The sequence below is a fragment of the Pseudomonas sp. PI1 genome, assembly GCF_000812405.1.
Taxonomy (GTDB): domain Bacteria; phylum Pseudomonadota; class Gammaproteobacteria; order Pseudomonadales; family Pseudomonadaceae; genus Pseudomonas; species Pseudomonas citronellolis.
In genome coordinates, this window is sequence record NZ_JWMC01000064.1 from 1 (window position 1) to 20,421 (window position 20,421).

The following is a 20,421-nucleotide window of genomic DNA, read 5'->3' on the forward strand; positions in this document are numbered from 1 at the left end:
CCGGCACGGCGGGGTTGGCCTTCCTGTTCGGCCCCTTCACCGCCGCGAGCATCGCCTCGGCGCTGGACGACCAGCAGTTGGCGGCCTGGGGCTGGCGTCTGCCGTTCGTGGCGTCCATCGTGATGACCGGCATCGCCGTGTTCATCCGCCGCAAGCTGGGCGACACTCCGGTATACGAGGAGATGGTCCGCCAGCGCGACTCGCACAAGGCGCAAGCCCCGAGCCGCGCCGTGCGCCGCCGCGCCTTCGTCACCACCTTCGCCTTCTCCGCGCTGTTCGGCGTCTCGCTCTACTACTTCATCACCTACGCCAACAACCATCTGGTCTCCACCGTCGGCCTGCCGCGCAGCAGCGCGCTGTGGCTGTGCAGCGCGGCGCTGGTGGTCTATGTGATCGTCAACCCGCTGATCGGCCAACTCAGCGACCGCATCGGCCGGCGCAAGCTGCTGCTGGGCGCTGCCGCCGCGCTCACGCTGCTGGCCTATCCGATCTTCCTGCTGCTCAACAGCGGCAACCCACTGGCGATTCTCGCCGGGCTGATCGTGATGGGCGTGCTGGTGGCGATCACCGCGGTGATGGACGTGGTGCTGCTGGTGGAAGTCTTCCCGGCCTCGATCCGCTCCACCGGCGCGGCCCTGGGCCACAACCTGGCGCTGGCGATCCTCGCCGGGCCCGGGCCCTTCATCGCCGCCGCGCTGATTCGCCAGACCGGCGACGCGAACCTGCCCGCGGCCTATCTGGCGGCGGTCTCCCTGGTGTGTCTGGTGGTGCTGTGGAAGACCCTGCCGGAAACCCGCGACAACGACATCAGCCGTTTCTAAGCCTTTCAACAGACAGTCAGGAGCCCCCAATGACCCGTGTAGCAATCATCCAGGCCGCCTCCGTTCCCTACGAGCCGATGGCCAGCGTCGAGAAGGCCTGCGGCATCCTCCGCCGCGTGGCGGAACAGGGCGCGAAGCTGGCGGTGTTCCCCGAAGCCTTCATCGGCGGCTACCCCAAGGGGGTGGCCTTCGGCAGCGTGGTGGGCAACCGCAGCGCCGCGGGGCGCGAGCTGTACCAGCGCTACGTCGAGGGCGCCGTGGCGCTGGACGGCCCGGAACTGACGGTGCTCGCCGAGTGCGTGGAGCAGACCGGGGTGACCGTGGTGGTGGGCATCATCGAGCGCTTCGGCCGCACCCTGTACTGCACCGCCGTGACCCTGGCGCCGGGGCGCGGCATCGCTGGCTACCACCGCAAGCTGATGCCCACCGGGCAGGAACGGCTGATCTGGGGCTTCGGCGACGGCTCCACCATCGAGCCGGTGGACACCGAGTTCGGCGTGCTGGGCAGCGTGATCTGCTGGGAGAACTACATGCCGGCGCTGCGCCAGGCCATGTACGCCCAGGGTGTGCAGCTGTATTGCGCGCCCACCGCGGACGACCGCCCGTCCTGGGCCAGTTCGATGGTGCACATCGCCCTGGAAGGCCGGGTGTTCGTGCTCTCGGCCTGCCAGGCGATCCGCTTGGGCGAGTACCCGCAGCAGCACCGCGAGGCGTTCGGCCTGGACTATCAGGAGGACGAGTACGTGATGCGCGGCGGCAGCATGATCGTCAGCCCGCAGGGCGAAGTGCTGGCCGGCCCGGTGTTCGACTGCGAGACCGAACTCTACGCCGACCTCGACATGGCCCAGCTGAGCAAGGGCAACCTCGATTTCGACGCCTGCGGCCACTACGCGCGGCCGGATGTGTTCGAGCTGAAGGTGAATACCGCACCGCTGCGGCCGGTGACTTTCGAGCCTTGAGGGCGACCGTTGCAGGAGGCGTGGCCGCGGATCGCGGACGAAGTCCGCTCCTACAGGGGAGGTGGTGCGCAGGGGGGCGATGGGTATCGCTGCGCTCCACGCCATCCTACGAAGCAGCTCCCTGATGCTTCGGAACAGGCAAAGCCCCGCATTCGCGGAGCTTTTCAGTTTTCAGGCGATATCGGCGAAGCGCTCGATATGTGGTTGTTCGCGGTGCCTGGCCTGCCAGATGTCGTAGTCGGCCTGCACGCCGAGCCAGGTGCGCGCCGTGCCGATGCCGGCCAGCTCCAGGCGCACGGCCAGGTCCGGGCTGATGGGCGCGCGGCCGTGCAGCACCCGCGACAGGGTTTCGCGTGCGAAGCCCAGGCGGCGGGCCAGTTCGGTGACGCTGATATCGAGCGCCGGCAGCACGTCTTCGCGCAGGGTTTCGCCAGGATGTGGTGGATTGAACATGACCATGGGCACCCCCTCCTGTTCAGTGGTAATCAAGATAGTCGACAAGTTCCACGTCGTTGCCGATGAAGCGGAAGATCACCCGCCAGTTGCCGCTGACCGTGAGTGACCAGAAACCGTCCAGTTCTCCCTTCAAGGGATGCAGACGCCAGCCTGGTAGGTTGAGGTCGTCCGGAGCGGCCGCTCGATCGAGGAACGGCAACATACGCGCCAGGCGTTTGGCGTGGTCGGCACGGATTCCTCGGGTGGAGCCAGTTCTGAAGAACAGAGCCAGGCCCTTGTGCTGGAAGCTGACAATCATGCGGCGAAGTGTGATGCAATACATCACATCAAGCAACAGGTAGTTGGAAACCCAAGCAGGTTATGCGTGGGACAAGATGGGTATCGCTGCGCTCCACGCCATCCTACGCCTGCGCCTCCCAGCCCCTGGGGGAGCGACTGCCTTGCCGGCTGCGCCGGGGCGCTTTTCGTAGGATGGGTTGAGCTTGCGATACCCATCGGACCATGGTGATGGGTATCGCTTCGCTCAACACCATCCTACGAAAAGCCATGCTCGCTCCTACGCGGCACCATCCACACCATTCCCTGCAAAGCCAGGTCCCTACCCCGCCAGCGCCTCGCCGCTCACACGCAGCACCCCGCTGTCGATGGCGAGGTGCACCAGCTCCGCATGGGAACTCACCTGCAGCTTCTGCTTCAGCAGCGTCACGTGGTTGGACACCGTCTTGGCGCTCACGCACAGGTGTTCGGCCACCTGCCTTGCCGGCAGGCCGCGGGCGAGCATGACGAAGATTTCGAATTCGCGGCGGGTCAGGCCGTGCAGGCGCGGGTCGCCCTCTTCCAGGCCCCTGGGCTGGCAGGCCAGGCGGGTGGCCAGGGGTTGTTCGATGTAGAGCTGGCCGGCCAGCACGCGGCGTACCGCTTCGAGCAGCACCGACGGGGCCGCGCCCTTGGTCACGTAGCCGGCGGCGCCGGCGTCCAGGGCCTGGCGCACCAGGGGCAGTTCGTCGTGCATGCTGAAGAACAGCACGCGCAGCTGCGGCAGGCGCTGGCGCAGCCGGCGGGTGACTTCCAGGCCGCTGATGCCGGGCAGGCCGATGTCGAGGATGACCAGCGCGGGAATCTCGCGCTGCACCGCCTGCAACGCTTCCTCGCCGTCGCCCGCCTCCACCACGTCCGCTTCCGGCAGCAGGCCGCGCAGCAGGGCGGCTATGCCTTCGCGCACCACGAAATGGTCGTCCACCAGCAGGATTTTCATCGCTTTCTCTCCTCTCATGCCGCCACTGGCAGCGGCACCCGCAGGCGCAGCGCCAGGCCCAGGCCGGGCTGGCTGCGCAGTTGCAGTTCGCCGCCCAGGCAGCGGGCGCGCTCGCGCATGGAGCGCAGGCCGATGCCGGCGCGGGGCGGGCCGTCGCTGCCGCGGCCGTCGTCGCGCACGGCCAGGTACAGGTGGCCGCCGCGGGTTTGCAGGCGCACCCACACGCGGCTGGCGCCGGCGTGGCGGGCGACGTTGGTCAGAGCCTCTTGCAGCAGGCGGTACAGGTGCGCCTTGGCCGCGTCGCCCAGGGGCGGCAGGCTGTCGGGCAGGCGCAGGGTGCAGGCGATGCCCTGGCTGGCCTGCCAGTCCTCGACGTAGGCGCGCACCGCTTCGTCCAGGGCCAGGTGCTCCAGCACCACCGGGTAGAGGTCGCGGATCAGCGCGCGGAAGCTGTCGTTCAGGCCGCGGCAGTGCTGGTCCATGCGCTCCAGGGTGGGCTGCGCGGCGGGTTGGTCGTGCAGGCTGTGCAGCAGGAAGAGTTGCGCGCGGATGCCGGCCAGGTACTGGCCGATGTCGTCGTGCAGGGCCTGGGCCAGTTCCTGGCGCTCGCGCTCCTGCACGGCGAGCAGCGAGCGGGTCAGTTCGGCGTTTTCCTGGCAGGCGCGTTCCAGGGCCTCGGCCATGCCGTTGAAGCGCCCGGCCAGGCGCTGCGCTTCGGGCAGCGAATGGCCGGGCAGGCGCACCTGCAGGCGGCCCTGGGCGATCTCGCCGAACGCGGCCTGCAACTGTTCCACCACCCGCAGCCCGCCGCGCACCGCCCAGCGGATCGCCAGCAGGCTGACCGCCAGGGCCACGCCGAACAGCGCCAACAGTTGCACCAGGGAGTCGCGGACTTCGTCGATTTCGTCGCGCGGGTCCACGCTCAGCTGCACGCGGCGGCCGTCGGCCAGTTGCAGCGGCGCGGCGTGGTAGACGTCCGGGTACAGGCGCGCCGCCAGCCATTCGTCGAGCCAGCCGCGCGGCGCCGGCGGCGGCTGGTCGAGCCAGTGCACGCGCACGTGGCGCAGGCCGCCGGTGAGGCTCTGGTCGAGGCTGGCCGGGTCGCGCAGCGCCGCCTCGCGCAGGTATTCCACCACGGCGCGGGCGGCGTCCAGTTCGCGGCGCACGTCCTCGTCGCCCTGGTGCAGCAGCACGGCCACACACAGCGCGGCGACCAGGGCGAAGAACAGCCCGACCAGCAGGTTGATCCGCCACAACGCCGACATGGCCGCGCCCTACGGCCCCACGCGGCAGGGCTGGCCGGCGACGCAGGCGCTGGGCACGCCGGGGCGGGTGTGCAGGCTGTACATGAAATCGAAGCCCAGCAGGCTGAGGATCAGCAGGATGGGCAGTACCAGGGTGACGGCGATACGCATGGCTCGGCTCCCGTTGTCTTTGTTGTTGTAGGGCCATGCTAGGGCGCGGCCGCGGGCGGCGATCTACTACCTTGGTATTGCCCCGGCGGTACTTTCTGCATATTTCCCAGGCCCTGGCGCGTTCCTATGCTGGCGACACAACAACAATGGAGTCGCCCATGCGCCAGTTCGCCCTGCACGGCGTGGCCTACCTGCTGGCGGTCGCCTGCGCTGCCCTGCTCTGCCTGAACGCGCGTGCCGAGGATGCCCCGGCCGAGCTGCAGGTGCGCATCGCCTACCTCGGCTACACGCCCGACCCCGGCCCGCTGCTGTCGAACATCATCCCCGAGCCCGGCGACGCCGGCCTGCGCGGCGCCGAGCTGGCCATCGACGACAGCAACACCACCGGGCGCTTCCTCAAGCAGCGCTACAGCCTGGTCAGCGCCACCAGCGCCGACGCCCAGCAGCTGCTGGCCGAGGCGCGCAAGCTGCACGACGACGGCCTGCGCCTGTTCGTGGTCAACGCCCCGGCCGAGAGCCTGCGCCAGCTGGCCGCCGCGCTGCCGGACAGCCTGCTGTTCAACGCCGGCGCCGCCGACGACGAGCTGCGCGCCGAGCAGTGCCCGGCCAACGTGCTGCACACCCTGCCCAGCCGGCTGATGCTGACCGACGCCCTCACCCAGTTCCTGGTGCTGCGCAAGTGGACGCACTGGCTGTTGATCATCGGCCAGCGCCCCGGGGACAAGGCCTACGCCGCCGCCCTGCGCCGCTCGGCCAGGCGCTTCGGGGCGAAGATAGTCGAGGAGAAGGCCTTCACCTTCGCCAACGACCAGCGCCGCAGCGCCCAGGCCGACATGCCGCTGTTCACCCAGGCCGGCGACGACTACGACGTGGTGCTGGTGGCCGACGAGCACGGCGACTTCGGCGAGTACGTGCCCTACAACACCTGGCTGCCGCGCCCGGTGGCCGGCACCCAGGGCCTGGTCGCCACCGGCTGGCACAAGACCGTGGAAACCTTCGGCGCCGCGCAGTTGCAGAAGCGCTTCGAGGCCCAGGCCAAGCGCTGGATGAACGACCGCGACTTCGCCGCCTGGGTCGCCGTGCGCAGCGTGGCCAGCGCCGTGACGCGCCTGCGCAATGCCGAGCCGCAAGCCATCCGCGCCCTGGCGCTGTCGCCGGACCTGCCGCTGGACGGCTTCAAGGGCTACAAGCTCAGCTACCGCCCCTGGGACGGCCAGCTGCGCCAACCCATTCCCCTGGTGCAGCAGCGCGCGCTGGTCAGCACCTCGCCGCAGGAAGGCTTCCTGCACCCCGCAAGCGAACTCGACAGCCTCGGCCTGGATGCCCCGGAAAGCCGTTGCCGCCTCGCCGACGCCAAGCCCTGACCTGGAGATACGCCATGTTCCGCGCCGCCATTTTCCGACCTGCCATGCTCCAGGCCACCCTGGCCCCTTCCCTGCTGGCCGCCGCCCTGTGCCTGGCGCCGCCGGCCTTCGCCGCCAAGGCCTACGTGTCCAACGAGAAGGACAACGACATCAGCGTCATCGACCTGGACAGCATGACCGTCACCGGCACCCTGGACACCGGCAAGCGCCCACGCGGCCTGGCGCTGTCCCACGACAACAAGCTGCTGTACATCTGCGCCAGCGACTCCGACACCGTGCAGGTAATGGACCTGGCCAGCGGCAGGATCGTCAGGCAGCTGCCCTCCGGCGCCGACCCCGAGCAGTTCGCCCTGCACCCCAACGACCGCTGGCTGTACGTCTCCAACGAGGACGACGCGCTGGTGACGGTGGTCGATACCCAGACCGCCCAGGTGCTCGGCCAGATCGACGTGGGCGTGGAGCCCGAGGGCATGGCGGTGAGCCCCGACGGCAAGTGGGCGGTGAATACCAGCGAGACCACCAACATGCTGCACTGGATCGACACCGCCACGCAGAAGCTGGTGGACAGCACCCTGGTGGACCAGCGCCCACGCCACGCGGAGTTCAACAAGGACGGCAGCCAGGTCTGGGTGTCGGCGGAGATCGGCGGCAGCGTCAGCGTGGTGGACGTGGCCAGCCGCAAGATCCTCAAGAGCCTGCGCTTCGCCATCAAGGGCGTGCACCCGGACAAGATCCAGCCGGTGGGCGTGAAGCTGACCAGCGACGGCAAGTACGCCTTCGTCGCCCTGGGCCCGGCCAACCACGTGGCGGTGGTGGATGCGAAGACCTTCGAGGTGCTCGACTACCTGCTGGTGGGCCGTCGCGTCTGGCACCTGGCGTTCAACCCGGACGAGAGCCTGCTGCTGGCCACCAACGGCGTCAGCGGCGACGTGTCGGTGATCGACGTGAAGGACCTCAAGGTGACCCGCTCGATCAAGGTCGGGCGCTACCCCTGGGGCGTGGTGGTGACGCCATGAACGCCCTGCGGGTGGCGGGCCTGGGCTTCGCCTACGGCGCGCGCAAGGCGCTGGACGGCATCGACTTCACCCTGCCGGCCGGGCGCTTCACCGCCCTGCTGGGGCCCAACGGCGCCGGCAAGTCGACCTTGATCGCCCTGCTCACGCGCCTGTACGACCTGCAACAGGGCGAGATCGAGGTATGCGGCTGCAGCCTGGCCCGCCAGCCGCGCCTGGCCCTGCGCCAGCTGGGCGTGGTGTTCCAGCAGAGCACCCTGGACCTGGACCTGAGCGTGGAGCAGAACCTGCGCTACCATGCCGCCCTGCACGGCCTGCCGCGGGCCCTGGCGGCCGAGCGCATCGAGCAGGAGCTGGCCCGCCAGCAGTTGCAGGAACGCCGCCGCGACAAGGTGCGCACCTTGAACGGCGGCCACCGCCGCCGCGTGGAGATCGCCCGCGCGCTGCTGCACCGCCCGCGCCTGCTGCTGCTCGACGAGGCCAGCGTGGGGCTGGACCCAGCCGCGCGCCAGGGGCTGAACGAACACGTGCGCCAGCTGTGCCGCGACGAGGGCCTGGCGGTGCTGTGGACCACCCATTTGCTGGACGAGGTGCGCGGCGACGACCGGTTGCTGGTGCTCGACCGCGGCCGCCTGGTGGCCCAGGGTGAAGCGGCCCAGGTCAGCGCCGCCGACGGTGGCGACCTGCCCCGCGCCTTCGCCCGCCTCACCCGCCTGGAAGCCTGCGCATGAGCACCTACGACACCCTCGGTTTCGGCCCCGCCGCCTACTGGCAGTGCCTGCGCGGCATCGTGGTGCGCGAGTGGCTGCGCTTCGTGCTGCAGCGCTCGCGCTTCCTCAGCGCCCTGGTGCGCCCGCTGCTGTGGCTGCTGGTGTTCGCCGCCGGCTTTCGCGCCGCGCTGGGCATCTCGATCATCGAGCCCTACGACACCTACGTGACCTACGAGACCTACATAGTCCCCGGGCTGTGCTGCATGATCCTGCTGTTCAACGGCATGCAGGGCTCGCTGTCGATGGTCTACGACCGCGAGATGGGCAGCATGCGCGTGCTGCTCACCAGTCCGCTGCCGCGCGCCTTCCTGCTGGCCGGCAAGCTGCTGGCCACGGCGCTGGTGTCGCTGCTGCAGGTATACGCCTTCCTCGCCATCGCCTGGCTGTACGGCGTGCAGCCGCCGGCCTGGGGGCTGCTCGCCGCGCTGCCGGCGCTGCTGCTGGCGGCGTTGCTGCTGAGCGCCCTGGGCCTGCTGCTGTCCAACGCCATCCGCCAGCTGGAGAACTTCGCCGGGGTGATGAACTTCGTGATCTTCCCGCTGTTCTTCCTGTCCTCGGCGCTGTACCCGCTGTGGAAGATGCGCGAGGCCAGCGTGGGGCTGTACTGGCTGTGCGCGCTCAACCCCTTCAGCCACGCCGTGGAGCTGGTGCGCTTCGCCCTGTACCAGCGCTTCGACCCGCTGGCGCTGGCGGTGTGCCTGGGGCTGACGCTGCTGTTCGCCGGCCTTGCGCTGCTCACCTTCAACCCGCAGCACGCGGCGCTGCGCAAGGGCTGAAAACTCCTACTTTGGTACTGGATCAACCCTCCGGACGTCGAATTTCCAAAGCAGCGCCCCTGGCATGTAATGGCGGGCAGAAGAATAAATATCGAGATGCCACCATGCCCCGCCTAGCCCCTGCCCTGCTCTGCGCGCTGCTGGGCCTGCCGCTGGCCCATGCGGACGAAGCGCTGTTCTCCAGCGACGGCTACCGCACCAGCCAGTACCGCAGCCCGACCCCGGCCAGCGCCGACCACGCCACCACCCTGGACACCGCCGCCCTGCAGGCGCTGCTCAAGCGCGAGCCGCGCACGCGCCTGGTGGACGTGTACCGCCGTACCTGGCTCAACGGCCGGTTCGTGGCCAACGAGCCGCACCGCAACCTGCCCGGCAGCCTGTGGCTGGCCAACACCGGCGACGGCGTGCTGAGCGCGCCCTGGCAGGCCTACTTCCGCGAGAACCTGCGGCAGCTGAGCGAGGGCGACCCGACGCGCCCGCTGGTGTTCTACTGCCGCTCGGACTGCTGGGCCAGCTGGAACGCGGTCCGCCGCGCCCATGCGCTGGGCTATTCCAGGCTCTACTGGTACCGTGACGGAGTAGACGCCTGGGAACAGGCCGGCCTGCCCCTGCAGGACGCCCAGCCGCACCCTTTCCCCTGAGTACACCCGGCAACGGCTAGCCGCCGCCCATAACGACAACAACGAGGTGTAGGCCATGTACAAGATCCTGATCGCCGACGATCACCCGCTGTTCCGCGAGGCCATCCACAACGTCATCGCCGACGGCTTCCCCGGCAGCGAGGTGATGGAGACCGCCGACCTCGACAGCGCCCTGGGCCTGACCCAGGAGCACGACGACCTGGACCTGATCCTGCTCGACCTGAACATGCCCGGCATGCACGGCCTGAGCGGCCTGATGAACCTGCGCAACGAGGCGCCGACCATCCCGGTGGTGATCGTCTCGGCCGAGCAGGACAAGCAGGTGGTGCTGCAGGCCATCACCTACGGCGCGGTGGGCTTCATCACCAAGTCCTCGCCGCGGGCGCAGATGACCGAGGCCATCGAGCAGATCCTCAACGGCAACGTCTACCTGCCCTCGGACATCATCCGCACGCAGAAGGCCTCGCCGCGGCGCAACGGCCACGAGGAGCACGGCATCCCGCCGGAGCTGCTGCAGGCGCTGACGCGCAAGCAGTTGCTGGTACTCGAACGCATGACCAAGGGCGAGTCGAACAAGCAGATCGCCTACAACCTGGAGATCGCCGAGACCACGGTGAAAGCCCACGTCTCGGCGATCCTGCGCAAGCTCAAGGTGCACAACCGCGTGCAGGCCATCCTCAGCGCCGGCGACATCGACTTCGCCGCCTACCTGCGCCGCTAGGGAGCCGCCCATGCCCGCCTCGCGCACCCTGCTGCTCACGGCGCTGGCGATGCTCGCCTTCGCCGGCAACTCCCTGCTCTGCCGCCTGGCGCTGAAGGCCACCCAGCTGGACGCGGTGAGCTTCACCGGCATCCGCATCCTCTCCGGCGCGCTGATGCTCGGCCTGCTGCTGCGCCTGCGCGGCCGGGCCGGCGAGGCCAAAGGCAACTGGCGCGCGGCGGCGGCGCTGTTCGTCTACGCCGCGGCCTTCTCCTACGCCTACGTGCAGCTGGACGCCGGCACCGGCGCGCTGCTGCTGTTCGGCGCGGTGCAGGTGACCATGCTGGTGGTCGGCCTGCTGCGCGGCGAACGCCTGGCCGGCCAGGCCCTGCTGGGCTTCGCCCTGGCCCTGGGCGGGCTGCTGGTGCAACTGCTGCCCGGCGCCGGCGCCCCGCCGCTGACGGGCGCGCTGCTGATGCTGCTGTCCGGCGTGGCCTGGGGGCTGTATTCGCTGCTGGGGCGTAATGCGGGTGATCCATTGGCGGTGACTACGGGCAACTTCGTTCGAGGTATCGCCTTTGCCGCCGTGCTGGCCCTGGTGTTCCATGGCCAGTTGCGGGGGGATGTGCCGGGAGTGGTCTACGCGGTGCTGTCCGGGGCGCTGGCTTCGGGGATTGGCTATGCCATCTGGTACGCGGCGCTGCCGGGGCTGTCGGCGATCCAGGCGGCGTCGGTGCAGTTGAGTGTGCCGGTGCTGGCGGCGTTGGCCGGGGCGTTGCTGCTGGGGGAGCACATCGGTTTGCGGTTGGTGCTGGTGTCTTGCGCGGTGTTGGGGGGGATTGCGCTGATACTGCGGGCCAAGGTGCGTGTGCCGGCTGTTCAGCGGGCTTGAGCACTGGTTGGCTTTTCTTTGCCGGTGACTCCGCTCCCTCACCCTAACCCTCTCCCAGAGGGAGAGGGGACCGTTCGGCGTGCAGTGTGATTTCGGCGCTCGCCGGCCACGCAGGTGTTGCCGGATAGCACGAAAACCACCGGCGGCACGGATAGCCCCCTCTCCCTTCAGGGCGGGGCGCGCAGCCGAGGGCTGGGGAGAGGGTTGCGGACCCAACCCCTGCGCCGAGGTCGAACCTGACTCCGTTATTGCGCGACCTGCTACTCCGCTGCCAAGCCCATCCTCGCCCCCTCTCCCTAACCCTCTCCCTGAAGGGAGAGGGGACCGTTCGGCGTGAAGTGTGATGTCAGCGCTCGCCGGCCACGCCGATGTTGCCGGATGGCGCGAAAATCACCGGCGGCACGGATAGCCCCCTCTCCCTTCAGGGAGAGGGCTGGGGAGAGGGTTGCGGACCCAAACCCTGCGCCGAAGTCGAACCTGACTCCGTTATTACGCGACCTGCTACTCCGCTGCTAAGCCCACCCTCGTTCCCTCTCCCTAACCCTCTCCCTGAAGGGAGAGGGGACCGTTCGGCGTGAAGTGTGATTTCAGCGCTCGCCGGCCACGCCGGTGTTGCCGGATGGCACGAAAACCACCGGCGGCACTCCTCGTAGGATGGTGTTGAGCGGAGCGATACCCATCACCACGACCGCATGGGTTTCGCAGGCTCAACCCATCCTACGAAAGCACCCCGGCGCGGCCGGCAAGACAGTTGCACCTACAGGTACAGCGCCTCAGCCGGCCCTATCCATCAAGTGACACAACGCCGTCTTCAGCTTCATCGGCCTAACCGGCTTGTGCATCAGCGTATGCCCCAGCTCCCGCACCTGCTGCTTGAGCTCGTTGCTGTAGTTGGCCGTGATCATCAGCGCCGGCAACGGCTCGCCGCGGCGGGCGTTTATCGAGGCCACGGCGTCCACCCCATTGCAGCCGTCGTCCAGGTGGTAGTCGGCTATCAGCAGGTCCGCCTCGGCGTGGAAGTTGTCCACCTGGCGCGCCAGGTCTTCTTCCGATAGCGCGGTGACCACCCGGCAGCCCCAGGCTTCCAGCAGGGTGCGCATGCCGGCGCAGATGGCCGCGTCGTTGTCCAGCACCCACACCCGCGAGCCGCGCAGACGTTCCACCAGGTGTTCGGCCTGCTGCGCCGGCTCCGGGCGGGCGCGCACCGCACCGCGCGCCAGCGGAACCTCGATGGCGAAGCGCGAGCCCTTGCCGGGCACCGAGCCGACCTGGATGCGGTGGCCGAGCATGCGCGCGATCTTCTCGACGATCGCCAGCCCCAGGCCCAGGCCGCGGTCCTGGTGGGAGCGCTGGGTGTCGCCGCGCTTGAACTCCTGGAAAATCTCGCCGAGCTTGTCCGCCGGGATGCCCATGCCGGTGTCCCAGACCTCGATCCACAGGCTCTGCCGGCGCCGCCGGCAGCCCAGCAGCACGCGGCCGGCGGGCGTGTAGCGGATGGCGTTGGACAGCAGGTTGCGCAGGATGCGGGCGAGCAGCTGCAGGTCGCTGCGCACCTGGGCATCGCAGGCCACGTAGTCCAGGCGCAGGCCTTCGCTAGCGGCGATCTGGCGGTATTCGGCGGCGAGGTTGCCGAGCAGCTCGCCCACCTCGAAGGGCGCGATGTCCGGCTTGATCACCCCGGCGTCGAGCTTGGAGATGTCCACCAGGGTGCCCAGCAGGTTCTCCACGTCCTCCAGCGAGTGGCTGATGTTGCGCACCAGGCCGTCGCCCTCGCCACGTTCCTGCAGGGCGCTGGTGAACAGCCGCGCGGCGTTCAGCGGCTGCAGCAGGTCGTGGCTGACCGCGGCGAGGAACTTGGTCTTCGACAGGTTGGCCTGCTCGGCCTCGCGCTTGGCCTCGCGCAGGCGCGCTTCCACCTGGCTGCGCTCGTCGATCTCGCGCTTGAGCTGGTCGTTCAGGCTGGTTAGCTCGGCGGTGCGTTCGCGCACCCGTTGCTCCAGGTTCTGGTAGGCCTGGTGCAGCGCCTCGGCGGTGCGGCGGCGCTCGGTGATGTCGCGGATCAGCACGAACAGCCCGGCGACCTGGCCGTCGGCCTGGCGGTTGGGCACGTAGGAGCGCTGCATGTAGCGCTCCTGCCCGGCCAGGTTGGTCTCGGCGATCTCGAAGGTCACGCTCTCGCCCGACAGCGCCCGCTCGAAGTACGGCTCCAGGCGCCGGCAGTGCTCGGCGCCGTGCACCTCGCGCAGGTTGCGCCCGAGCATCGCGCCGCTGGGCCAGCGGTACCACTGCTCGTAGACCTTGTTGGTAAATTCGTAGACCAGGTCGGCGTTGAGGTAGGCGATCAGCGCCGGCACCTGGTCGGTGATCAGGCGGATCCAGCGCTCGCTCTCGCGCAATGCCTCGGCGTGGCGGTAGCGCTCGGTGATGTCGGTGAAGGTGTTGACGAAGCCGCCGGTGGGCAGCGCGTGGGTGCGGATTTCCAGCATGCGGCCGTCGAACAGGCGCTGCTCCAGGGCCGCCAGGGGCGCGCCGTCGTCGCCGCGGCTGCGCGGGGTGAGCAGCGGCAGGCCGCTCTCGCCCATGACGTCGGCGAAGGGCCGGTGCGCGCCGATCGGCGCCAGCCCGCAGAGCTCCAGGAAGCGCCGGTTCCACAGCTCCAGCGCGCCCTCGGCGCCGACCATGGCCACGCCCTGGGACAGGTTGTCCACGGCGCGCTGCAGCAGGTGCGACTTCTGCGCCACCGCCTGCTCGCGGCGCGCGGTCTCGCTGAGCTTGATCTCGGTGATGTCGGTGTAGAGCACCACCAGGCCGCCGTCGCGGGTCGGCCGCTCGCTCATGCGCACCCAGCGGTCGTCACGCAGGCGGTAGAGGGTGTGTTCGTCGTCGTTGCTCCGCTGTTCCTCGACTATCAGCCCGCTGCTCTGCGCCAGGCGGCGCACCTCGGCCAGCCGGGTGCCGGCGCCCAGGCGCGCGCGGGTAGGCGCCCAGAGTGCGCGGAAGCGTTCGTTGAACAGCACGATGCGCTGCTGCGGGTCGAACAGCACGAAGGCGTCGGAGATGCTTTCGATGGCGTCCAGCAGGTGCTGGTGGGCGGTCTCGGCGCGCAGGCGGGCGTCGCTGAGCAGCTGGTTGCTGGACTTCAGCTCGGCCATGGCCTGGCTCAAGGCGTCGGTGCGCTCGCGCACCTGCTCGGCCAGCACCACCGAATGCTGGAAGGCCCCGTAGGCGCCGTCGCCGCGCGAGGCGCTGGATTCGATGCGCTCGATCAGCGCGGTGTTGATGCGCTGCAGCTTGAGCTTGTCGCGCTCCAGTTCGTCGATGCGCGCCAGCAGCTCAGCCGGCGCCGCCACGGGGACGGCCAATGGCGACGCCGGTGAAGGTCTGGTTGATGTGCATGCCATTGAATTGCTCTCCGTAGGTGTTGAAGCCGATCACCTGCTGGTGGCGGAGAAAAGCGGCGGTGGCTGCGCTGTCGCCCGCCACTTCCAGCTCCAGGCGGCGCAGGAAGCAGTCGCAGCCGATGGTCAGCAGCGGCGGGCCGAGGCGTTCGTGCAGGCGCGCGAACTGCGCCTGCAGGTTGGGCAGCAGAGGCCCGGTGCTCATGGCGGTGAGGACGATGCCGTTCTCCACCGCGCAGTAGAAGGTCAGGCTGAAGTCGTCGTGCACCTGCTGGATGGAGCGCACGTAGTACTGGTCCTTGATGCGCACCGCCAGCGGGTGGCGGGAGAACAGCTCGAAGCTCAGTTCGTGGGGCTCCACGCCGACCAGCCGGGCGTATTCCAGGGCGGCGGGCTCGGCGTTGAGCTCCAGCACCCGGCGGCTGGCGCTGTCGGCGCGGGTCACCACCAGCTTCTCGCCGCGCGGCACCACGTGGTGGGTGGTGAACACCTCGAAGTCGAGCCAGGTGTTGAACAGCAGCACCACCGCCGCGCCGGTGTGGAACTGGCCCTGGTAGTAGACGTGGGTATGGGTGAGGTGGTTGTCGTCGCCGGCCGAGCCGCCGAAGTGCGGAATGGCGCCAAGCGCCGCGCTGAGCGCCGCCAGCACCACTTCTTCGCGGCTGGAAAGGCCGTCGAGCAGGGTCAGGGCGAAGCTGTGGTCCTTGATCGGCGCCAGCTCGCTGCTGCGGCAGTCGGCCACCAGGGCCTCCACCAGTTGCTGCGCGTCGATCAGGCTGAAACGCTCCATCTCGTCGATCAGCGCGCTGGCCACGGCGAAGCTGCGCACGTCGAAACCCACCGCGCTGACGCAGCCGCGGCCGTAGCCCTGGGGGGTGATCTCGCCGGCGGTGGTGCAGCCGACCAGCTCGATGCCGCCGAAGTACTGCTCCAGCGCGGCGGCCAGGGCCGGCAGGTCGTACTCGGCGGAGCAGAAGAACAGCACGAAGCCCAGGTGCGGGTGGATCAACTGGCGCGCCAGGTCCTGGGCCACCGCCTCCGCGTCGCGGGCGCTGGACATGCCTCTGACTACGCCTTCTCCCTGCCCTTCCTGCATACGCCTGCCTCAACGCCGGTTGACCACGGGGGCATTCTACGAAGGCGCCCGGCGCGGCCCCATGCTACTTGGGTGCTGGCGGGGACCTCCGAAAGGCGTAGGGGCGGGCTGGAGGTTCCGGTGTGGTTCGCGGGCAAGATCCGCTCCGGATGCAAGGGAAACGCCCGTAGGATGGGTTGAGCGAAGCGATACCCATCACCAGGGTCCGATGGGTATCGCAAGCTCAACCCATCCTACGAAAAGCACCTCGGCGCAGTCGGCAAGACAGTTGCTGCCCATGTTCTTTGTAGGAGCGCGCCCTGCGTGCGATTCGCGGTATAGCGAACAGCGGAGTCAGGTTCAGTTGCGGAGCGGGGTTGGTGTCCGCAACCCTCTCCCTAACCCTCTCCCTGAAGGGAGAGGGGACCGTTCGGTGTGTGCTGATGTTTCGGCGTTAGCCGGCAAAACCGAAAGTTACCGGCTGAAACCACTCCTCCTCTCGGCACGGACTAGCCCCCTCTCCCTTCAGGGCGGGGCGCGCAGCCGAGGGCTGGGGAGAGGGCGCTCTTCAAAGACCCTCCCGACAGAACACCATCCCCCCACAAAAAAAACGGCGGACCGACGCCACCGCCGCCCCGCCCAATTACTGCCAAAGGAGCCCTGAGGATTACCAGTTCAATACCGCGCCAACCGCGAAGGTGTCGGTGTCCTCGCTCACCAGCGAGCCCTTGCGGCCGTCGATCTCGTACTGGTTGTACTCGGCCACCAGCTTGAGGTTGTCGTTGATGGTGCGGAAGTAGGCGATGCCGCGGGTGGAGTAGTCCGCCGCGCTGCCCAGGCCGTTGCCGTCGTCCTCGGTCTTGCCGTAGGACAGTGCCAGGCGGTTCTTGCCCCAGGTGTAGGAGCCCTGCAGCAGCATGCCGCGGCTGTCCACCTCGCGCAGCGCGGCTTCGCCGGCGTTGTTGGTGAAGAAGGGGTTGATGCCCTTGGCGGTGAAGCCCGAGCCGGTCAGCGACACGCCGCCGAACTTGGCCTGGATGCCGTAGCCCAGGCCCTTGGAGGTGACGTCGTCGACCTGGTCGTTGGTGTTCTTCGAGGTCTGGTAGGCGCCATTGACCCAGCTGTAGATCTGCGCGCCGCCCAGGTCGAACTGATAGCTGATCTCGCTCTCGTAGCGCGGGTTGTCCTGGTAGGCCTTGTCGTCCAGGCCGTCGCTGGCGTCCTTGTCGATCTGGTTGGTGTCGATCGGGTCCATGATGCCCACCGCCACGCGCAGGCCGTCCACCAGGTTATTGTTGCGGTAGGTGATCTGCGAGGTGGGGAACGGGTACGGGTAGCCGGTGCCGATGTTGCCGAAGGACACGCCCTTGCCGTCCACCAGGCCGAGGGTGTCGCTGGCGTTGCCGAAGCCGGCCAGCAGTTCGTCGAGGAAGATGTTCGAGCGCGAGAACAGGCCGAAGTCCTTGCCGATCAGCACCTCGCCCCAGTCGCCGGCCACGTTGCCGTAGAACTGCCGCACGTCGATGGCGGTGTCGGTGCCGTCCTGCTCGCTGTCGTTGATGGTCACCCAGAACGAGGAACGCCCGGTGAGGGTCAGGCCGTCGATCTTCTTGCCGAAGTTGAAGCCGATGTAGTTGGGCAAAAAGCCCATCTTCACCCGCGACTGGCGGCGGTCGTAGGTGTCGCCCTCGCGGTCCACGTCGCTGTTGACGTAGAAGGCGTTGAAGTAGCCGTCGGTGGAGAAGGTGGTGTCGTCCTTGTCGTACAGCTTGATGTCGGCGACGGCCGGCAGGCAGCCCAGGCTGCCCAGCGAGGCCAGGGCCAGGGGCAGGAAACGGCGAATGGCGGTGTTGTTCTTGTTCATGACGCGCTCCGCAGGGGATGGATGACCGTTCGGGGTCGTGGCGGAGGCGATTATCGAAACGCCCCGCGCGGCGCCATACGCTGCTTTGGGCGCGCTTCGGCGCTGCTTGCGTGGGGCTTGCCGGAGCGCTACGCAAGGCCATGGCACCAGGCCACCATAAGGCCCGGCGCCTTGGTCGCGGGGGTAGCGGCACCTTGGCAGCGGGCCTTGCGGCGCAGGACCAAAGTCGCAGGCGCACGTGTCCGGGGCGGTAGGCCCGAGCAGCAGCGGAAGAAGGTGTAGAAAGAGATCAGGCGCGGTTGGTCAGCAGCCAGCAGCCGCCCTGCTCGCCCAGCAATGCGGCGTGGGCGGCCTGGAGATCGGCGCGAGTGGTGCGGCGAGCGGCCTCGGCCACGCGTTGCGCGTGGCCGGCATCCACACCGGCGAGTTGGTCGCGCCAGGCTGCGTTCTTGCCGGCCGGCTCGTTCGCCAGGCTATGGGCGAGGTCGTGCAGGCGGGCGTCGGGCAGTTCGCCCAGGGAGATGGCGGCGTCTTCCAGGAAGGTGCGCAGGTGCTCGAACAGCGCGTCCGGCTGTGTATGCGGCGACTGCACGGCGAACAGCAGCCCGCGCCAACCGGCGACCTGGCGGAAGCCGCAGAACAGCGCGTAGCCCAGGTTCAACTCGACGCGCAGGCGCTGGTAGAAGCCGCCTTCCAGCTCGCGCGCCAGCAGGCGCCAGGCGGCTTCCTGGGCCGCGTCCCGCCCTGGCAGCGGGTAGAACAGCAGCAACGCCGACTCGCCCTCACCCGCCATGACGCAGCGATGGCGGCCCGGAACCAGCGCCGGCGGCAACAGCGGCTCCGTCGCCAACAGGCCGGGCACCTGGCTTGGCTGGGGCGACTCGGCGTTGCGCACCAGCACATCCCAGCGCGCCGAGGACCAGTCCGGCAAAGCCGCACCCTCCCCCGCCAACTGGACCGGCAAGGCATCGAGCAGGCGGCGGATCGGCAGTTCGGCGGCCTTCTGCTGCCGCTCGCGCAACAGCAGGCGCTCCCCCTGGGCCAGCACTGCCGCGGGGGGCTCAGCCAGCAGCGCCAGGGCGCTGTCCAGGCAGCTTTCCAGGCGGTCGGCCGGGCCTTGCAGGCCCAGGGCCCAGTCGGCGCTCTCCTCGTCCAGGCGCAGGCTCACGCCATGGCGCCGCGCCAGCCCGGCCAGGGGACGCAGGCCGTGGCGCAAGGCGAGGAAGTGGCTATGGGCTGGCGCGCTCGGGAAGCGCCAACGCAAATGGATCGCGCCCATTGCTGCGCTGCTAGCCGCTGGCGGCGCCGCAAAACGCCAGGACTGTGGGGCAAAGGCCACGGGCTCGACCGGGCTGCGCCCCAGGTGCAGGTCGAAGCCGGCTACGCAGGCGGGCTGGCCCGGCGCATCCGCCGCCACCAGCAGGCGGACCAGGCATGATGCGTCCAGCGCCGCCAGCCATAGCGGCGAGACCGGCGCCGGCAGGCCTCGGGCACGCCGCTGCAGTTGCTCCAGGGGAGGCAGTTGCCGTGCTTCGTCCGCCACCAAGGCAACGCCGCCACCCTCGCGCAGCGCCCGCAGCCAATCGAGAAAGGCCGCCTCGACCCGCGCGGCATCCCACGCCTGCGCCAGTTCGAAGGTCGCCGCCAGCAGCGCCTGCCCCGGCGCGCGGTAGACCACCCGCAGGCTCGCCGCATCGCACAGCCCGCGCTCGCCCAGCCATGCCAGCAATCCACCCTCCGCCTCGTCGCCCAGCAGGCCGGCCAGGGCATCGAAGGTCTGTTCGGCGGCAGCATCCAGCTCGGCCACGGCGAAGCCCAGCACCAGGCGCGGCGCACCGGGCAGGCGCAAGTGCAGCCTGTCGCCGGCCGGCGGCGCCAGGGCCGGCGGCAGGTTGCGGACCGGCACTGGGCCAGCCAACCAATCCCCGCAGTGCCGGGCGGCCAGGGCCTGCAACTCGTCGAGGGACTGCGGCCCCTGCAGCCACATCTGCACATTGCCGGGCCGGTAGAAACCGCCATGGAAGTCCCGCAGCGCGCCCTGGAAGCCCGCCTCCTCCACCGCCAGGCTGGCGCGCCGGCCGGCCACGAAGCGGCGCAGCGGATGCCCCTCGGCCACCCCGGCGGCCAGGGCCGCGTCTATCAGCGTGCCGGCATCGCTGGCGCGGGCGATGTATTCCGCCTCCAGCACCTCGCGCTCGCCCAGCTGCGCGCTAACTTCCAGCCGCGGCCGGGCCAGCAGGTCGAGCAGGCGCGCCAGCCCGCCGTCCAGCTCCGCGGCGGGCACTTCGAAGAAGTAGTCGGTAGTGCGCGCCCGGGTGCTGGCGTTCAGCCGCCCGCCCCGCGCCTGCACCCAGGGCATCAGCCGCTCGCCCGCGGCGAAGCGCGCGCCGCCGAGGAACAGCAGGTGTTCGAGGAAATGCGCAAGCCCGGGGTGCGCCTGCGGCTCGTCATGACTGCCGGCCGCCACCCGCGCCAGGGCGGCGGCGCGGGTGGCCTGCGGGTCGTGCATCAGGGTCAGCCCCAGGCCGTTGGCCAGGACGACCTGGCGGGCCTGCGGGGGCGCGGCGTTGCGGTTCATGGGCAATCCAGCGGTGTTCTGCCGCCACCTTACCCGCACGCCGGAGGAAGGGAATAGTGCTTTGGAGGGGTCAGGGGTCGCTGGCGCTGATGACGCCCGTGCGCACCTGCTCGGCCATGGCGATCAGCCGTTCGGCATCGCCCTGCAGGAACGCCGCCATGCGCACCAGGTGCACCGCCTGGGACGCCGGCAGCTGCTCGGCGGCCCGCCCCAGGTCGGTCGCCAGTCCCTCATGGCGGAAGGCCATGTTCAATAATTCGCGCCGCAGCCGCTGGCTCGCTTCGTTCAGGCCCATGACGCACCCTCGCTGGCAATCGAAAACTCCAGCATAGACGAGCCGGCCGTCATACCCAGGTATGCCCGGCCTATACCCATGTGCATTTCTGGCCGCCGGGCCGCGTTCCTATAATCGCCACCCCGAGGTCCCGCGCCGGGCAATGCAGG

At 69.3% G+C, this 20,421-nt stretch carries 19 protein-coding genes; 9 read left to right on the plus strand and 10 right to left on the minus strand.

The features are described 5' to 3' along the window. Positions 1-821: MFS transporter (locus RN02_RS20910; RefSeq protein WP_043316516.1), on the plus strand; the 821-nt coding region annotated here is incomplete at its 5' end. Positions 822-850: 29 nt separating this feature from the next. Further along, positions 851-1,780, plus strand: coding sequence for a carbon-nitrogen hydrolase family protein (locus RN02_RS20915; protein WP_043316448.1), 930 nt, complete (start codon positions 851-853; stop codon positions 1,778-1,780). 171 nt (positions 1,781-1,951) lie between these two features. Here the strand turns inward: RN02_RS20915 and RN02_RS20920 are convergent, their stop codons facing one another. From RN02_RS20920 to RN02_RS33980, 5 genes are all read right to left on the minus strand, one after another. After that, complete coding sequence (locus RN02_RS20920; RefSeq protein ID WP_009622956.1) at positions 1,952-2,239, minus strand: HigA family addiction module antitoxin; 288 nt, start codon at positions 2,237-2,239, stop codon at positions 1,952-1,954. A 16-nt stretch (positions 2,240-2,255) separates the two neighbouring features. After that, positions 2,256-2,534 (minus strand): type II toxin-antitoxin system RelE/ParE family toxin, encoded by a 279-nt coding sequence (locus RN02_RS20925; protein WP_024128692.1) that lies wholly within the window; start codon positions 2,532-2,534, stop codon positions 2,256-2,258. A gap of 300 nt (positions 2,535-2,834) precedes the next feature. Next, a complete protein-coding gene (locus RN02_RS20930) occupies positions 2,835-3,491 on the minus strand; it encodes a response regulator transcription factor (RefSeq protein ID WP_043316449.1) in 657 nt (218 codons plus the stop codon). A 14-nt stretch (positions 3,492-3,505) separates the two neighbouring features. Beyond that, positions 3,506-4,756 carry a HAMP domain-containing sensor histidine kinase gene (locus tag RN02_RS20935; RefSeq protein ID WP_043316452.1) on the minus strand — a complete coding sequence of 417 codons (1,251 nt, stop codon included), beginning with the start codon at positions 4,754-4,756 and terminating at the stop codon, positions 3,506-3,508. A gap of 9 nt (positions 4,757-4,765) precedes the next feature. Further along, on the minus strand, positions 4,766-4,906 hold the full coding sequence (locus RN02_RS33980) for a hypothetical protein (protein ID WP_009622964.1): 141 nt from the start codon (positions 4,904-4,906) through the stop codon (positions 4,766-4,768). A 158-nt stretch (positions 4,907-5,064) separates the two neighbouring features. Between RN02_RS33980 and RN02_RS20940 the strand changes: the two genes are divergently transcribed. From RN02_RS20940 to RN02_RS20970, 7 genes are all read left to right on the plus strand, one after another. Continuing rightward, a complete protein-coding gene (locus RN02_RS20940; protein ID WP_043316455.1) occupies positions 5,065-6,270 on the plus strand; it encodes an ABC transporter substrate-binding protein in 1,206 nt (401 codons plus the stop codon). Positions 6,271-6,314: 44 nt separating this feature from the next. After that, positions 6,315-7,286, plus strand: a complete 972-nt coding sequence (locus RN02_RS20945; protein ID WP_043316518.1) for a YVTN family beta-propeller repeat protein — start codon at positions 6,315-6,317, stop codon at positions 7,284-7,286. Beyond that, on the plus strand, positions 7,283-8,014 hold the full coding sequence (locus RN02_RS20950; protein WP_043316458.1) for an ABC transporter ATP-binding protein: 732 nt from the start codon (positions 7,283-7,285) through the stop codon (positions 8,012-8,014). The genes RN02_RS20945 and RN02_RS20950 overlap by 4 nt, the downstream gene beginning before the upstream one ends. Next, complete coding sequence (locus RN02_RS20955) at positions 8,011-8,829, plus strand: ABC transporter permease (protein WP_052267777.1); 819 nt, start codon at positions 8,011-8,013, stop codon at positions 8,827-8,829. Before RN02_RS20950 ends, RN02_RS20955 begins: the two co-directional genes overlap by 4 nt. A 104-nt stretch (positions 8,830-8,933) precedes the next feature. Then, positions 8,934-9,470, plus strand: coding sequence for a PQQ-dependent catabolism-associated CXXCW motif protein (locus RN02_RS20960; RefSeq protein WP_043316460.1), 537 nt, complete (start codon positions 8,934-8,936; stop codon positions 9,468-9,470). A 55-nt stretch (positions 9,471-9,525) separates the two neighbouring features. After that, positions 9,526-10,191: a response regulator AgmR gene (gene agmR / locus RN02_RS20965; protein WP_009622977.1), complete on the plus strand. Its 666-nt coding sequence runs from the start codon at positions 9,526-9,528 to the stop codon at positions 10,189-10,191. Between the two features lie 10 nt (positions 10,192-10,201). Further along, positions 10,202-11,062: a DMT family transporter gene (locus RN02_RS20970; protein WP_043316462.1), complete on the plus strand. Its 861-nt coding sequence runs from the start codon at positions 10,202-10,204 to the stop codon at positions 11,060-11,062. 773 nt (positions 11,063-11,835) lie between these two features. Here the strand turns inward: RN02_RS20970 and nahK are convergent. The 5 genes from nahK to RN02_RS20995 form a co-directional block, all read right to left on the minus strand. Further along, positions 11,836-14,463 (minus strand): hybrid sensor histidine kinase/response regulator NahK/ErcS', encoded by a 2,628-nt coding sequence (nahK, locus tag RN02_RS20975; RefSeq protein WP_082033844.1) that lies wholly within the window; start codon positions 14,461-14,463, stop codon positions 11,836-11,838. Then, complete coding sequence (gene nosP, locus RN02_RS20980; protein WP_043316467.1) at positions 14,396-15,556, minus strand: nitric oxide-sensing protein NosP; 1,161 nt, start codon at positions 15,554-15,556, stop codon at positions 14,396-14,398. The genes nahK and nosP overlap by 68 nt, the downstream gene beginning before the upstream one ends. A gap of 646 nt (positions 15,557-16,202) precedes the next feature. Beyond that, positions 16,203-17,399: a porin gene (locus RN02_RS20985; protein WP_043316469.1), complete on the minus strand. Its 1,197-nt coding sequence runs from the start codon at positions 17,397-17,399 to the stop codon at positions 16,203-16,205. 289 nt (positions 17,400-17,688) lie between these two features. Further along, complete coding sequence (gene pqqF / locus RN02_RS20990) at positions 17,689-19,977, minus strand: pyrroloquinoline quinone biosynthesis protein PqqF (protein WP_043316471.1); 2,289 nt, start codon at positions 19,975-19,977, stop codon at positions 17,689-17,691. A gap of 70 nt (positions 19,978-20,047) precedes the next feature. Next, positions 20,048-20,272 (minus strand): hypothetical protein, encoded by a 225-nt coding sequence (locus RN02_RS20995; protein ID WP_009622991.1) that lies wholly within the window; start codon positions 20,270-20,272, stop codon positions 20,048-20,050. Positions 20,273-20,421 lie beyond the last annotated feature (149 nt).